12 protein-coding genes and 1 pseudogene are annotated in these 15,221 nt (G+C 70.5%); 3 read left to right on the top strand and 10 right to left on the bottom strand.

What is annotated here, in order from left to right; translation table 11 throughout:
- Nucleotides 1-490 (top strand): effector protein Tle3 domain-containing protein (locus H566_RS27920; RefSeq protein ID WP_156924253.1); only part of this gene is annotated, 490 nt, incomplete at its 5' end.
- 5 nt (nt 491-495) lie between these two features.
- Nucleotides 496-1,863 carry a type VI lipase adapter Tla3 domain-containing protein gene (locus H566_RS27915; protein WP_169732473.1) on the top strand — a complete coding sequence of 456 codons (1,368 nt, stop codon included), beginning with the start codon at nt 496-498 and terminating at the stop codon, nt 1,861-1,863.
- Nucleotides 1,864-1,871: 8 nt separating this feature from the next.
- Here H566_RS27915 and H566_RS0101185 read toward each other — a convergent pair whose 3' ends face one another.
- The gene (locus H566_RS0101185) at nt 1,872-2,579 is read right to left on the bottom strand and encodes a glutathione S-transferase N-terminal domain-containing protein (RefSeq protein ID WP_028309993.1); all 708 of its coding nucleotides are present in this window, start codon (nt 2,577-2,579) and stop codon (nt 1,872-1,874) included.
- Between the two features lie 14 nt (nt 2,580-2,593).
- Nucleotides 2,594-4,228, bottom strand: coding sequence for a nickel-dependent hydrogenase large subunit (locus H566_RS0101180; RefSeq protein ID WP_034410202.1), 1,635 nt, complete (start codon nt 4,226-4,228; stop codon nt 2,594-2,596).
- Nucleotides 4,229-4,437: 209 nt separating this feature from the next.
- Here H566_RS0101180 and H566_RS22205 point away from each other — a divergent pair, with 209 nt between their 5' ends.
- Nucleotides 4,438-6,723, top strand: a complete 2,286-nt coding sequence (locus H566_RS22205) for a multicopper oxidase family protein (RefSeq protein WP_084544613.1) — start codon at nt 4,438-4,440, stop codon at nt 6,721-6,723.
- Between the two features lie 88 nt (nt 6,724-6,811).
- On the opposite strand, the gene H566_RS0101170 is transcribed toward H566_RS22205, so the two are convergent.
- The 8 genes and pseudogenes from H566_RS0101170 to H566_RS22190 form a co-directional block, all read right to left on the bottom strand.
- Nucleotides 6,812-7,855 (bottom strand): NADH-quinone oxidoreductase subunit B family protein, encoded by a 1,044-nt coding sequence (locus tag H566_RS0101170; RefSeq protein WP_051377795.1) that lies wholly within the window; start codon nt 7,853-7,855, stop codon nt 6,812-6,814.
- A 32-nt stretch (nt 7,856-7,887) separates the two neighbouring features.
- Nucleotides 7,888-9,372, bottom strand: coding sequence for a sigma-54-dependent transcriptional regulator (locus H566_RS0101165; protein WP_028309990.1), 1,485 nt, complete (start codon nt 9,370-9,372; stop codon nt 7,888-7,890).
- Nucleotides 9,373-9,503: 131 nt separating this feature from the next.
- A complete protein-coding gene (locus H566_RS0101160) occupies nt 9,504-9,755 on the bottom strand; it encodes a hypothetical protein (RefSeq protein ID WP_028309989.1) in 252 nt (83 codons plus the stop codon).
- Between the two features lie 109 nt (nt 9,756-9,864).
- Complete coding sequence (locus H566_RS22200) at nt 9,865-10,296, bottom strand: antibiotic biosynthesis monooxygenase (protein ID WP_245591257.1); 432 nt, start codon at nt 10,294-10,296, stop codon at nt 9,865-9,867.
- 350 nt (nt 10,297-10,646) lie between these two features.
- The gene (hypE, locus tag H566_RS0101150) at nt 10,647-11,708 is read right to left on the bottom strand and encodes a hydrogenase expression/formation protein HypE (protein ID WP_028309988.1); all 1,062 of its coding nucleotides are present in this window, start codon (nt 11,706-11,708) and stop codon (nt 10,647-10,649) included.
- A 706-nt stretch (nt 11,709-12,414) separates the two neighbouring features.
- Nucleotides 12,415-13,533 carry a hydrogenase formation protein HypD gene (gene hypD / locus H566_RS0101145; protein WP_028309987.1) on the bottom strand — a complete coding sequence of 373 codons (1,119 nt, stop codon included), beginning with the start codon at nt 13,531-13,533 and terminating at the stop codon, nt 12,415-12,417.
- A 143-nt stretch (nt 13,534-13,676) separates the two neighbouring features.
- Nucleotides 13,677-13,877, bottom strand: a pseudogene (locus tag H566_RS29845) (HypC/HybG/HupF family hydrogenase formation chaperone); the annotation flags it as partial.
- An 88-nt stretch (nt 13,878-13,965) separates the two neighbouring features.
- Entirely contained in the window at nt 13,966-15,213 is a 1,248-nt protein-coding gene (locus tag H566_RS22190; protein WP_051377791.1) for a Kae1-like domain-containing protein, read from the bottom strand.
- Between the last annotated feature and the right edge of the window lie 8 nt (nt 15,214-15,221).

Raw genomic sequence — 15,221 nt, 5'->3', positions numbered from 1 at the left:
CGACGCCACCGGCCAGCTCGTGATCACCCGCGAGGAAACGCCCAACGAGATGAAGCGCCGCCTGATGGAGGACACCGACCTGCGGAACGCCAACGAGAACAGCTACCACTCGGGCGTGCCGGCCAATGCCAAGCACCACGAATTCGTCACCGCCTATGACCTCAGCCTCGGCGAGCCCGTACCCTTCGAGATGGAGTATTTCGGATGGCTGGAGTATTTGCGGGCCGTGGCGGATTGGCGGGTGAAGTGGCAGAGCGACAAAAAGGTGGAGCGAGATTCAACTGCATTCGGCAATAGCAGCCCGTTACCGGAGCACGTCCTGAAATGGAAAAACGCCGAACAAGACAGTGCAGCAGTAGATTTAATCGCCTCAACGTACCGTTATCACACAGATGGAACCCTCCCATCCAACCTACCTTCATTAGCTGCGCTTCGCCTGATCACCAATATCACGATCAAGCATCGACGCGAGTCATCTGCACGAGACTGAAAGTCATGACGCTCCCCGACAAACTCAAGATCCCATCCCTGGCCTTATTCGTCATCACCTGCGCACTCTCGGCCGACATTCAGGCTGCCGACCTCACCCCACCCGTAAAAATGTCAGACCAAATTATTGACGATTCCACCCACATGACTGAGGACACCCAATCATTGTCCATCATCGGACTGTCGGCTCTGGCAGAGCAATTCCACCAACGAAAACTCTGGCTTGGAATTCAAAAAAAGCCCGGACAACGAATTATCCCCGATGATCCAAACTATTACTACATCACCCAAGCCGAAAAAAGCAGGGAAATTGATTGGAAGATATCGACTGGCCTAGAATGGGTAGCCCGCCCACTGGTGGAAGGCTGGACAATTCCCGGATTGGAAATTTCCGAAAAGCCCAGAACCCCTGAAGCTGAACAAAGACTTCAGCAATCAGATACCTTTAATGAATATAGGGCTGACGCCGGACTGCACTGGCATCGGTTCGTCAAAATTGGCCATCTCTTCAGCAACTACCCAGACCGGGCATTGAATGCGGTATTCCGCTTTTTTGATCTGAATACTGACGTGCCAATTCTTCTCGTTCATAGTGATCATTACGGCAATCTTCGGACAGGTCCGCGTACAGTCTCGGACACCACCCAATCCGTCGCCGTCCTCGCCTTTGCCCGCCGCGATCGCGTCGAGTGGTTGCGGTATTTCGCTCCCTATACCCGGAAGCCAGACGGCACGGCTTATCCGCAATTCTGGAAATGGCGTTCCACGCCTCCCAAGCCATTTACTCCCACCCGCTTTTTCCCCGAACCCTGGACCACCGAGCAGCTCGCGATGTTCGACCAGCTGCCCGACCTCGCCATCGTCCATCGCCCGATCCTCGTCTCCTACCGCAAGGACGACGGTGCGCCGCAGTCGCCGCCGGTGCTCATGAAGGAGCGCGAGCGCCAGGCCGCCTTCGCCGAGGGCTGGGCCCGCGCGCTCGCGCTGCTGCCCCGTGACGAGCGCGGCGAGATCCCGCCGGCCGCCCTGCCGCAACGCGTGTTCTACGACTACGGCGCCGGGCCCAAGGCCTACAACTTCGTGCCCGCCACCCTCGCGCTCATGCACAACCCGGCCTTCCCCGAGCTGCCGCTCGCCGATCCCGCCTTCGGCATCAATCTCTGGACCGCCCTCGGCGACCCGGGCGCCAACATGCCCATGCTCGGCTGGAGCATCGCCGCCATGGCCACCTCCATCGAGCGCAACACCAGCGTCGTGCTCAATCTGCGCGACGACGATCACGCCGTCATCACCGTCATCGAGCCTCCCGCCGTCAAGCCCGCCGCGCCGTCGATGTTCGATGGCTGGGATCCCTTCGGAACTCAGCTGCGCTGAGCGGCGATTCAGCCCGCCAGCCCCCGCACCGATGCGGCCGTCTGTCCGAACAGTCGCGCCTTCTCCTCCTCGGTGAATGGCTGCCGCTTGATGCGCTCGCCATGCTCGTACGCCCGCGCGGTCGCTGCGCGCGCCCCGATCGCCTCGAACCAGCGTTTCAGATGCGGGAAATCATCAAGGTTCTGCTGCTGGTTCTTCCAGGGCACGACCCATGGATAGGCCGCCATGTCGGCGATCGAATAATCCGAGCCGCCGAGGAACTCGAACTGCGCGAGCCGCCGGTCCATCACGCCATACAGGCGGTTGGTTTCCTTCACGTAGCGCTCGATCGCGTAGGGCAGCTTCTCGGGCGCGTACAGGCCGAAGTGATGGTTCTGCCCGGCCATCGGCCCGAGCCCGCCCACCTGCCAGAACAGCCACTCCAGCACCGTCTTGCGGCCGCGCGCATCGGCGGGCAGGAAGCGGCCGGTCTTCTCAGCCAGATACACGAGGATCGCGCCCGACTCGAACACGGTGATCGGCTCGCCGCCATCGGCCGGCTCGCTATCGATGATCGCGGGCATGCGGTTGTTGGGGCTGAAGGCGAGGAACTCGGGGCGGAACTGGTCGCCCTTGCCGATGTCGACCGGCACGATCGTGTAGTCGAGCCCGGCCTCTTCGAGGAAGAGCGTGATCTTGTGGCCGTTGGGCGTGGGCCAGTAATAGAGGTCGATCATGGTTTGACGCCTTGTCAGTGGACCGTGCAGACCATGCACGGATCGAAGGATCGGACCACGTGCTGGACGCGCACGGGCGTGTCGTCACCGGCGTTTACCTCGGTGCCGACGAGGGCGGCTTCGAGCGCGCCGGGCGTGCCGGCGGCATCGCGCGGCGAGAAGTTCCAGGTGGTGGGCGCGACGATCTGCCAGTTGGCGATGCGGCCGCCGCGCACTTCGGCGTAGTGCAGCAGGCTGCCACGCGCGGCCTCGGTACGGCCGACCGCGAAGCCATCGGCGGATGCGGCATGGCCTGCGTGCGACGCGGCGCCCGGCCGGGCCGCGACATGGAAGGGTTCGCCCGGGCGGATCGCGGCGAGCCAGCCTTCCGCGGCGATGACGATGCGCGCCGTCTCGACCAGCCGCGCGAGCACCCGTGTCCACACGTTGGCGCCCGAGCGCATCACCTCCCGCTCGACCAGCGGCTGGCCGTCGATGAGCTGGCGCGCGATCGCGCCCGTCTCGAGCACGCGGCCGGCGTAGCGCGGCGCCTTGGCCCAGCTGTAGGCGCCGGCGCGATCGATGTCGGGCAGCGTGCGGGCGGCGGCCGGCGATGGCGCGGGCTGGTCGGGCGCGGCGGCATACCAGGCGTGGCTCACGTCCTCGGTGACGGCGGCCGGATCGGGCATGACGAGGCGCCAGGGACGCGGCGCGGTGCTGAGCGGACGGGGATGCGGCGCGTGATGCGGCTCGGGCGCGTCTGCAAACCCTTGCAAGCCATCAGTTCCAGCCGGCGCGGGCACGCGCTCGCCGATCTCGGCCGGGCCGTGGTGCGTGTCGAGAAAGCCGGAGTGGAACGCCTCGCCGCCCTCGGGCAGCGGATAGGCGCCGACGCTCAGGTAGCGTCCCGGCCCCGGCCCGAGCGCATCGAGCGCGAGCGCGTCGGCCAGTTGCGCGAAGAAGCCGAGATCGCCCGCCGCCGCGCCGCCGCCGAGCAGCGCGTCGAAGGCCGCGCGCGAATCGAGCGCCGCCACCGCCTCCAGCGGCGCGCCGAAGGTGGTGGTTTCGAGAAAGCGCCTCAGCTCGCGCACCGACGCGAGCAGCCGCCGCCGCTCGGCCGCGTCGATCGCGCGCGTGCTGCCGCCCGGCACGATGCTCTGGGTGTGCGGCCATTTGCCGCCGAGCGTCCCGACGATCGTGAACCAGCGCTGCCGCGCCGCCAGCGCCGCGCGCGAGCGCTCGCCGGCCAGCGCGGCATAGCGCCGCTGCGCCTCGGCAAACCACGGCTCGGCAGCGTAGGCCGGCCGCGCGAAATCGGGCATGAAGAACAGGTAGAAGTGCGACAGATGGTCGGCCACGTTCTCGACCGCGCCCATCAGGTTGATCGCATGCGCGCCGTTGGGCGGCGGCTCGATACCGGCCAGTTCCGCCAGCGCGCGCGCCGCCGCGATCGACTGCGACACCGAGCAGATGCCGCAGATGCGCGGCACGATCACCAGCGCGTCGGCGGCCTCGCGGCCTTCCAGCATCTGCTCGAAGCCGCGGTACATCGGCGAATTGACCTCGGCGCGCCGCACGCGGCCATCGGCGATGTCGAGCCGCACTTCGAGGTCGCCCTCGACGCGGTTGAAGGGGCCGAGGATGAGGCGGCGGTCTGGGCTGGCGGGCATGCGGGCGGCAATCGGCGGGGGAGGCGCGAATACTCGCCCGCGGGGGTGGCGGCCGGCAACCGGCGGCGCCGGACAGGATGACCGGCCGGGGACACGGGGTTACGGGAAGGCTCCCGCGTGAACTGGTTCACACGACGCGGCAGGCCCGGGCGGCGACCTTCGGCATTCCGTCGTCGGAACCACTCCCTCTCGTCAAAGAAGGTCATCCCATGCCCCCGTCCTTCCGCGCCCGCCCTCGTCGGGCGCCAGCCTTGCACCGCCTGCTGCCGCTGGCGCTCGCCCTCGCGGCCGGCGCCGGCCATGCCGCGCCGGCCCAGATCGCCGTCGATCCGCCGGTGCTGACCAACATGCTCGGCAGCGCGCGCAGCCCGTCGCTGCAAGGCCGCGTCGCCCGCGGCGGCACGGCCGAGCAGGTGCTCGACCTCAGCATCAAGGCCGAAACCGGTGTGCTGCTGAACCCCTCCGCCACCGATCCGGCCGCCGCCTACCAGCGCGTGCGCCTGCGCAGCTACCAGGACCGCAACAAGCCCCGCGCGAAGGACGCGCCGATGTTCGTCGCGCCCACCATCGATATCGAGCCGGCGCAGACGGTGCGCATCACGCTGCACAACGACCTCGATCCTGAAGCCGGTTGCGACGGCGCGGGCCATGCGGCCGACCCCAACAAGCCGCACTGCTTCAACAACACCAACCTGCACTCGCACGGCCTGTGGGTGAGCCCGGCCGGCAACAGCGACAACGTGTTGCTCAACATCCGCCCGGACAACCACTTCCAGTACGAGTACAACGTGCCGGCCGACCATCCCGCCGGCACCTTCTGGTACCACACCCATGTGCATGGCTCGACCGCGCTGCAGGTGTCGAGCGGCATGGCCGGCGCGCTGATCGTGCGCGGCAACCGCCAGCCCGTGCTGGCCGCGCCGGGCGTGCAGCCGCGCACCGGCGACCTCGACACGCTGCTCAAGGATCCGGGCGGCAAGCTCGCCTTCGAGCGCGTGGTGCTGCTCCAGCAGATCGCCTACGCCTGCCCGGTCGTGACCGGCGGCAACGGCACCCGCGCATGGACCTGGAACTGCACGCCCGGGCAGATCGGCGAGATCGAGAGCTACGAAGGCCCGGTCACGGGCGGCGTGCCCAATCCGCCCGTGCCCACGACCGGCCAGTTCGGCCCCAACACCTGGGCCAATTCGGGCCGCTACACCAGCATCAACGGCATCGTCTGGCCGTGGTTCGAGGGCGCGGTGGCCGGCCGGCTCGAACGCTGGCGCGTGATCCACGGCGGCGTGCGCGACTCGATCGGCGTCGAATTCCGCCGCGCGAAGCCCGGCCTGCGCGCCCTGCTGGCCGACCCGACGCGCCGGCTCGACAAGGACAAGCTCATCGCCGACGCCTGCACCGACACGCCGCTGCGTCATCACGTTGCAGCCTCCGACGGCCTGACGATGGGCGCCGCCAGCTCGCATCTGCGCACGGTTCTGCAACCGGGCTACCGCAACGACCTGCTCGTCACCTTCCCGGAAGAAGGCGACTACTGCGTGCTCGACATCAAGCCGGCCAACGGCACGGTGGATCGCGCCGACTTCCGCGATCCGGCGCTCGGCGGCGTGAACGTCGCGAAGGATCGCCGCGCGGTGCTCGGCTTCGTGCACGCGGGCAAGGCCGCGCCCGGCAGCCTCACCGCCGGCAGCCCCGGCCCCGACGGCGACGACCATGCCAACGAGCGCCGCCTCATCGCCGACTCGCGCCTGCGCGCCCAGCTCACCCGGCTCGCGCGGCTGAACATCACCGATCGCAAGGTGCGCGCGGTGGTGATCGACGACATCGACCACGGTCTGAAGCTGACGCAGTTCATCCCGCATCCGACCGTGACCGACGGCGAGATCGCGGGCCGGCCGGTCGAGAAGCTCAGCTTCCTCATCCAGGGCAACCAGAAGGCCGACGGCTTCCTGTTCCAGGTGGGCGGCACGAGCGCCCGGCCCGACGCGCCGCCGGAGTCCTACGTGCCGTCGGCGGTGCCGCGCCAGCTGCTGCTCGGCACGGCCCAGCAATGGGAGCTGGAATCGTGGTTCGTGGGCCATCCCTTCCACATCCACGTCAACCCGTTCCAGATCGTCAAGGTGCTGAATCCGGACGGCGTGGACGTAAGCGAACCCGACACGAGCGACTGCCCGAAGACCACGCCGTGGCAGCTGTGCCCGTCGCCAGCGGCCAACCAGTACGCCGGCCTCAAGGGCGTGTGGAAGGACACGATCTGGCTCGAAAACTCGAACCCGCCCGGCCCGCCGCCCGCCTACCAGGCCGATCCGAAGGCGCCGAGCACCGGCGTCTACAAGATCTTCGTGCGCACCCGCTACGAGCGCTACATCGGCGAGTTCGTCCTGCACTGCCACATCCTCGACCACGAGGACCAGGGAATGATGCAGAACGTGAGCATCGTGCTGCCCGACGGCACGCCCACCACCTCGCCGGCGGCGGCCCACGGCCATCACCACTGACGCGGCGCCCGCGCGGCTGCGGCCGCACCGTACCGTGACGACAACGGCGCCGTCCCGCGCGAGCGGGCGGCGCCGTTGTCATGCCGCGCTACTTGAGCGTCGTCTTGCGGATCGCCGGCGCCACCACGCGATGGTCGGCGACGGCGTTCTTCTTCACGCGCGGCGGCGTCGCCGACTTGCTCAGCGACGCCAGCGCGACGAACCAGGCCTTGGGCATGTCGGTCGGCAGGCCGATGGGGATGCCGGCGATCTTGGGGGTGGTGTCGAAGGCATGGCCGGGGTTCTGGAAGCCCGGCTCGGTGCAGCTGATGCAGGCATAGCCGCCGCGCGTGCAGCTGCCCTGCCCGTTCCACAGCCGCGTGTTGCAGTCGGCGTGCGCCTGGGTGCCCTTGCAGCCCTGGTGTTCCATCATGCAGCCGAGGTCGCCGGGCTTCTCGGCGCTGGCCTTGAACTCGTAGAACTCGTTGCGCGTGCAGCCGTGGTGCACGAGCTGGTCGGCATAGAAGCGCGGCCGGCCGAGCGCGTCGAGATCGCCGGCCGCCAGCTCGCCGGCCGCGAGCATTGCAAGCGTTTGCGTGACCCAGTCCGGATGCGTCGGGCAGCCCGCGATGTTGATCACCGGCAGCCCCGCCGCCGAGCGCCAGCCCGCGCCGAGCAGCCCGCCCGCGCGCGAACCTTCGTATTGCAGGCCGCAGGCCTCGGTGGGATTGGCGCCGGTCGCGCTCATGCCGCCGTAGGTGGCGCAGGTGCCGACCGCCACCACATGCCGCGCCACGCCCGCGAGGTCGCGCAGCCAGTCGGCCATCGGCCGGCCGGTGCCCGCGAGCAGATGGAAGCGGCCCGTGCCGTTCGGCCCGCGCAGCGCCGCGCCCTCGACGCAGAGCGCATCGAGCCGGCGCCGGCCCGCGAGGATGTCGTCGAGCAGCGCGATCAGCTCGGCACCCGTTTCCTGCGACAGCGACGGATGCCAGAGCAGGTCGATGCCGAGATCGGGCCACAGCGCCGCGAAGTCGGGCGTGTCGGCGCACAGCAGCGACATGCTGCAACCGCCGCAGCCGCCGCTTTGCAGCCACAGCACGGTGAAGCCACCCTTGCCCGCCGCCGGCGTGGCGCTGCCGCCTTGGCCCGCCATCGCCGCGCCGCAGCCCGCATGATCGCCGCCCATCACTTCTCCTCCAGCCCGAAGCGCACGAGCTTCTGCTTCAGCCCCACGCGCGACAGGCCGAGCGCCTTGGCCGCGCGCGTCTTGTTCCAGCGATGCTGGAGCAGCGCCTCCTTGAGGATCGCCACCTCGATCGCGCCGAGCCGCTCGACCAGCGTGCCGGTCTCGGGCACGCGCAGGCCGCCCGCGTCATCGCGCGCCGAATGCATCTCGTTGACGGCCTGGCCGCGCAGCAGCTTGGGGCTGAGCGCGGCGGCCGGAATCACCAGCTCGTCGCAGAGCGCGACCGCGCGGTAGATCTCGTTGCGCAGCTCGCGGATGTTGCCCGGCCAGGCATAGGTGAGCAGGCAGGCCATCGCCTCGGGCGCGAAGCCGTGCACCGGCCGCGCGAGATCGATGGCGGCCTGGGCCAGCAGGTTGTCGACGATGACGCCGATGTCCATCGTCCGCTCGCGCAGCGCCGGCAGCGTCACGGTCACGCCGGCAAGGCGGTAGTACAGGTCTTCGCGGAAGCGCCCGGCGCGCACCTCGGCTTCGAGGTCGCGGTGGGTGGCGGCGATGACGCGCACGTCCACGCGCACCGATTGCGTCGCACCAACGGGCCGCACCTCGCCCTCCTGCAGCACGCGCAGCAGCTTGACCTGCATCGTGAGCGAGGTGTCGCCGATCTCGTCGAGGAAGATCGTCCCGCCGTTGGCGCGCTGGAACAGGCCGACGTGATCGGCATGCGCGCCGGTGAAGGCGCCGCGCCGGTGGCCGAACAGCTCGCTTTCGAGCAGCGAGTCGGGGATGGCGGCGCAGTTCTCCATCACGAAGGGGTCGGTGGTGCGCGGGCTGGCGTAGTGGATGGCACGCGCGAGCAGTTCCTTGCCGGTGCCCGATTCGCCCTGGATGAGCACGCTCAGGTCGTAGCGCGCGACCTTCTGCGCGGTGCGGCACACCTCGTCGAGCGGGCTGCCGGGCGCGCGCACGAGGCGGTCGAATTCATGGTGCAGCTCCACTGCCGCCTGGCGCTTCTGCGCCCGCGCGCGCAGGGCGCCGGTGCCGGCGCGCAGTTCCATGTCGAGCCGGCGCACGTCGCGGTTGAGGCGGCGCGCCTCCAGCGCGTCGGACACGAGCGCGACGAGGTGGTCGGGCAGCCAGGGCTTGAGCACGTACTGGTAGATGCCGGCCTCGTTGATGCCCGCGATGATGTCCTCGGCGTCGGTGTGGCCCGAGATGATCACGCGCACGATCTCGGGCCAGCGCTCGCGCACGCCCTTGAGGAAGGCGATGCCGGTGGTGCCGGGCATGCGCTGGTCGCAGAGGATGAGATCGACCGGCGTGTCGGGGTTGCCGATGCGGGCCTCGTTTTCGAGGATGCCCAGCGCCTCCTCGGCCGAGCCGGCGGTGCGGATGTCGAAGTCGTCTTCGAGCGTGCGGCGGATGGCGTCGGCGGAATGGCGCTCGTCGTCGATGACGAGGACGGTGGGCTGGATGGAGGGCATGGCGGCGAGTTTAGGTGCTCGCGCTGGCTCCGAGGATGGTGAGCGGCCCGGCGGCGCCGGCTGGCGGCGGGGTGCCTGCCTCGGAGGGTGTGTCGGAGGGGACGGGCCGCCTTGAGCCGGTCGCGACCGGCTCAGTCGTCGTAGGGATCGATGTTCTTCATGATCACCCGGCCATCCGGGAAGACCTGGAACTGCATGCCCGAGTCGGCGTCCTCGCCGGGGCCGTCCCACAGGCGGTAGAAGGTGTAGCTGTCGTCGCCCGCGCCGCCCTTGCCGAAGGGCGGGAGCACGCCGGTCTCGCGCACGTCGTTGCCGTCGTCGTCATAGACGAGGTCGTGACTGAGGGCCTGGGTGATTTCCTTTGGGGCGTCTGCGACTTGCATGCGGGGGTCTCCGGGTGAGCCGGACGGCGGGCGTCGCTGTCCGGATTGATGGTCTTGCGACACGGTTTTCCGGGGGAGGCAAGGCGCGGGCCATGACGCCCGGCGCGGATCAGAGCAGCGCGCCGCCGCGCGACAGCGGGCCGACGTCGCCCAGATCGGCCACTTCGGCGACGACCACGCGGTAGCCGTCCAGCTCGCGGCCCTGGGCGGCCTCGGCCGCGTACTGCGCCGGATGCCGCATGAGCGCGTCGAGCGCCTCGGCCGATTCCCAGTAGATGACGCGGGCCGCGAGGCCGGTGGCCGGATTGCCCCAGCTCTGTTCGCCGAGGTAGCCGGGCAGGCCGCGCGCCGCGACCGCGATCTCGTCCTCGAAGGCGTGGGCCGAGGTCTCGATGCCGTGGCCGATGAAGATGAAGGTGGCCGACACCGGCGTCGGCTCGGGCGTCGGGAAAGGGAAGGTCGCCGACGGGAGCGGGCGATAGGGGGCGCGGGCAAGGCTTCCGGGCGGGAAGACGGTGGTGGCGGTCGCAAGCATCTGCATGGCGTTGCTCTATCCGTAGGAACCCGCGCAGCATGCTTGCCACGTGAGTGCGCCGGATGTGCGCGCGATCAATTCGTCCGCGCATGTGTTGCAGGGCGGACGCCGTTTGACGCCCGGCCGTGTAACGAGTCACGACAGCCGGCGGCGCTGCGCCGATGGCGCGCATTCCGGCCACTTCCGTGACGGAAGACCGCGACGTACCCGACCCGGAACGCTCCGTTTTCCGTCCTCGTTGCAAGCGTATGCACGCACCTCGCGCGAGGCCTTGCCTCGAGGCGGAGGCAGCCCTTGCCCGTCCTCGGAAAAAGCCCGGGCAAGCGCCCGAGGTTGCTCCGAGTCGCGCGCCGCCCTCAGCAGATGCGCGGCAGCGGCTCGCCGCTGAGCCAGTCCACCACGCGCTGGCCACCCATCTGGGTGCGCATCCGCACGAAGCCGTTGGCGTCCTCCACCACCGTGCCTACGCGTGCGGCGCGCTGGCCGAGCGGATGCGCGCGCATCGCGTCGAGCACGACCTCGGCCAGCTCGGGCGCGACGATGGCGATGAGCTTGCCCTCGTTGGCGAGGTAGAGCGGATCAAGCCCGAGCAGCTCGCAGGCGGCCGCGACCTGCGGCTCGACGGGAATCGCCGACTCGTCCAGCTCGATGCCGGCGCCGCTCTGCCCGGCGATCTCGTTGAGCGTGGTGGCGAGGCCGCCGCGCGTCGGGTCGCGCAGCACGCGGATGGCGGCCGGCGGCACGGCGGCGAACATCGCCTCGACCAGGCCGTTGAGCGCGGCGGTGTCGGAGCGGATGGCGGTCTCGAAGCTCAGCGATTCGCGCTCCGACAGGATGGCGACGCCGTGGTCGCCGATCGTGCCCGACACGAGCACCACATCGCCCGGCCGCGCGTTGGCGCCGCCGGTGTCGCGCCCGGCCGGCAGCGCGCCGACGCCGGTGGTGGCGATGAACACGCCGTCGCCCTTGCCGCGCTCGACCACCTTGGTATCGCCCGCGACGACCGCCACGCCGGCCTCGCGCGCGGCGGCGGCCATCGACTCTGCGATGCGCTTGAGGTCGGCGAGCGGGAAGCCTTCTTCGAGGATGAAGCTGGCCGTGAGGTAGAGCGGGCGCGCGCCGGTCATCGCCACATCGTTGACGGTGCCGTGCACCGACAGGCAGCCGATGTCGCCGCCCGGAAAGAACAGCGGGCTGATGACATGGCCGTCGGTCGCGACGACGAGGCGCTCGCCGGGCGCGGGCGCCGGCAGCACGGTGCCGTCATTGCCCTGGGCCAGCAGCGGATTGGCGAAGGCCCGCGCGAACACCTCGCCGATGAGCTGGTGGCTGGCGCGGCCGCCGGCGCCGTGGGCCATGTCGATGCGGCCGGTCTTGAGGTCCAGGGGGCGGACGTAGGTGGGCTTCTTCTGGGTCATCGGAGTACAGGGGTTGAGTTGCTGTGCGGGGCTTGCGCTTGGGCGGCGCGGGTGGGGATCGGGGTGGCGGGCCGGCTGGCTGCGCCCGCCTGCTTCGCAGGCGGGTTCCCTCGCGGCACGGGCGGGACGGGGCCGGTCCGCCAACTCGCGGCCTGCGGCCGCTCAAACATGCGGACCTGGGCGCCACAGGCGCCCTCCCCGTCCCGCCCGCGCCGCGAGGCTTGCCAGAAGGCCCGCCACCCCGATCCCCACCCACGCCGCCCGCCCGTTCCCCTCGACGATTGGGGGATCAGGGCTTGTTCGACGAGTCGGCGGCCTTGGCCGCAGACAGATTGGAGCTTGCGGCCGAAGCGAACCGGCCAGACGGAATCGCAGGCGGGCGCCAGCCCGCCAAGCGCCACCGGCCAAACCGTGACGCCGCCTCCGCCCGCCCAATCCCCCTCAGCCCCAAAGCGGTGCTGCTCGGTGCCGGGGGTGGCGGGTGCGGGTCGGGCGGCTTCTGGCGCGCCGGGCGCGGGGCTTGCGGCGGGGTGAACGCCTTCGGCGTTCAGGCGTGCCTGTCTGAGCGGGCAACGCCCGCGAGTTGGCACGCCGCCCCCGCCGCAAGCCCCGCGCCCGGGAACCCGCCTGCCACGCAGGCGGGCGCAGCCAGTCGCCGCCCGACCCGCACCCGCCACCCCCGGCACAAACCGAAGCACCGCAAGCCTCACGACGTCCGGAACCGCCCGTAGGTGTAGTGCGCCGCGCAAGCCCCTTCGCTGCTGACCATGCACGACCCCACCGGCGATTCCGGCGTGCAGACCGTGCCGAACAGCTTGCAGTCCACCGGCCGCTTCACGCCGCGCAGGATCGGCCCGCACTCGCAGCCCTTGTGGTCGGGCACCGGCTTGTAGCGCACGAAGTAGCGCGCCTCGGCGTCGAACTCCTCGTACTGCGCGCGCAGCTTCAGCGCGCTCCACGGCACCTCGCCGAGGCCGCGCCATTCGAAGCTCTCGCGCTTCTCGAACACCTGGTCCACCAGCGCCTGCGCCGCGAGATTGCCGTCGCGGTCCACCGCGCGCACGAACTCGTTCTCGACGGTGGCGCGCTTCTCGTTCACCTGACGCACCAGCATCAGCACCGCCTGCATCACGTCGAGCGGCTCGAAGCCGGCGATGACCACCGGCTTGCTGTGGCTCGCGGCAAACGGCTCATAGGGCCGCGAGCCGATCAGGATCGACACATGCGCCGGCCCGATGAAGCCGTCGAGCACCACGCCCTCGCCGCTCTCGCCCGAGTCGAGGATGTGCGCGATCGCGGGCGGCGTGAGCACATGGCAGCACAGCACGCTGAAGTTGCCGAGCCGGCGCTTGGCGGCTTCGCGCACCACCAGCGCGGTGGGCGGCGTCGTGGTCTCGAAGCCGATCGCGAAGAACACCACCTCGCGCTCCGGCTCCTTCGTGGCCAGTTCGAGCGCGTCGCTCGCGCTGTACACCATGCGGATGTCGGCGCCCTGGGCCTTGGCCTTGATGAGCGACATGCCGTTCGAGGCCGGCACGCGCATCGTGTCGCCGTAGGTGCAGACGGTCACGCCGTGCTTGAGCGCGAGTTCGATCACCTGATCGACGCGGCCGATCGGCAGCACGCAGACCGGGCAGCCGGGGCCGTGGATCATGCGCACGTTGGGCGGGAGCAGGTCGGTGACGCCGTAGCGCGAAATGGCATGCGTGTGGCCGCCGCAGAACTCCATGAAGGCGTATTGCCGATTCGGGTTTGCCTCGGCGGCGATGCGCGCGGCGACGCGCTGGCCGAGGTCGGCATCGCGGAATTCATCGACGTATTTCATGCGCGGACTCCTGCGGCGGGAATGGCGCCGGACGCGGCGGCGGACGTCGATGCGGCGCCATCGGGCGCGATGCCGGGGCCGCCGTCGGCCGTGTCGCCGGCGGCGGCGCGGTTGCCTTCGAGCGCGGCGTCGAGCAGGCCGCCCTCGGCAAAGATGGCGAGCGTGCGTTCAGCTTCGTCGGGGTCGATGCGGCCGATCGCGTAGCCGACATGGACGATGACGTAGTCGCCCGCGACCGCGTCGGGCACGAGGGCGATGTTGATGCGTTTGCGGACGCCGCCGAGATCGACGACGGCCTGGTCGAGTTCCACCGAGACGACCCGGGCGGGAATGGCGAGGCACATGGAAACAGCTCCGTGATCCGGAAGGCGTTGAGGTCAGGACCGGCGCGCGCAACGCGTGCCGGCGGTGGGCAGGCCCATCGCGACGAGGTCAGAAGGCATCGCCGGGCAGCACGTCGCGGCAGGCGAGCGCCTGGCGCGCGACCCAGGCCTGGCCGAGCGCGAGGCCCGAATCGCCGAGGCCGGCGCGCGCCGAGTCGATCACCTCCAGCCCGGCGGCCGCGAGCCGCGCGCCGAGATCGACGCGCAGCAGGCGGTTGAAGAAGCAGCCGCCCGACAGCGCGACGGTGCGCACGTCCTGCGCGCGCGCGGCGGCAATGGCCCAGTCGGCGAGGCCGGCCGAGAGCGTGGCGTGGAAGGCCGCCGCCCAGTGGCCGACGCTTGCGTCGTCGCGGCCGGTGGCGTCGAGGCCGTCGAGCAGCGCGAGCGCGAAGGGGCGCAGGTCGAGCGCGGTGAAGCCGGGCGCGTCGGCATGCGGCGGGTCTTCGGCGAGCAGCCAGCCGTCGGGGATGGTGAAGCCAGCCAGCGCCGCGCCGCCGGCTTCCAGATGCAGCCGCGCGGCCGTCTCCAGCGCGATCGCGGCCTCGGCTTCCTCGGTCTGCCGGTCGCTCAGCGCGAGCAGGCCGGCGATGGCGTCGAACCAGCGGCCGGCGCCGGTGGCGGTCGGGCAGTTGAGGTTGCGCGCGAGCATCGCGGCGACGGTGCGCGCGGCGGTCTCGCCCACGCGCGGCGCGAGGCGGAACTCGATCTGGCGGTCGAGCCCGAGCGCATGCAGCAGCGCGGCGGCCATGCGCCAGGGTTCCCGCGCGGCGATGTCGCCGCCAGGCAATGCAAGCGGTTGCAGGGCGCCGAGGCGCAGCCAGTCGTCGGCCTCGACCAGCAGCAGCTCGCCGCCCCAGGCGCCGCCGTCGGTGCCGAGGCCGACGCCATCGAGCGCGAGGCCGATGGCCGGCCCGGCATGGCGATGCTCGGCGAGCGCGGCGGCGATGTGGGCATGGTGGTGCTGCACCGGCACCGCCGGCACGCCGAGCCGGTCGGCGATGCGCACCGCGAGCTGGCTGCTGAAGAAGTCGGGATGCAGGTCGTGCGCGACCACGCCGATCTCGATGCCCTCGGCCTCGGCGGCGGCGAGCAGCGCCTCGGCCGAGGCTTCGAGTGCCGCGCAGGCGCCGGGGTCGCCGAGGTCGCCGTGCAGGGCCGACCAGCGCACGCCGTCACCGCCGAGCCGCGCCGGATCGCCCACGAGGCAGATGCGGTTCTTGAGCCAGGCGCCGAAGGCGAGGCAGGCGGGCTGGGCGTCGAGCGGGGGCGCCACGCCCGCGACGGGCGGCGGCGTCATGCCTTGCG

This window comes from Derxia gummosa DSM 723, from assembly GCF_000482785.1.
Taxonomy (GTDB): Bacteria; Pseudomonadota; Gammaproteobacteria; order Burkholderiales; family Burkholderiaceae_E; genus Derxia; species Derxia gummosa.
Note: the sequence above shows the minus strand (reverse complement) of the source record. Positions and strands in the feature narration are given on the sequence as shown.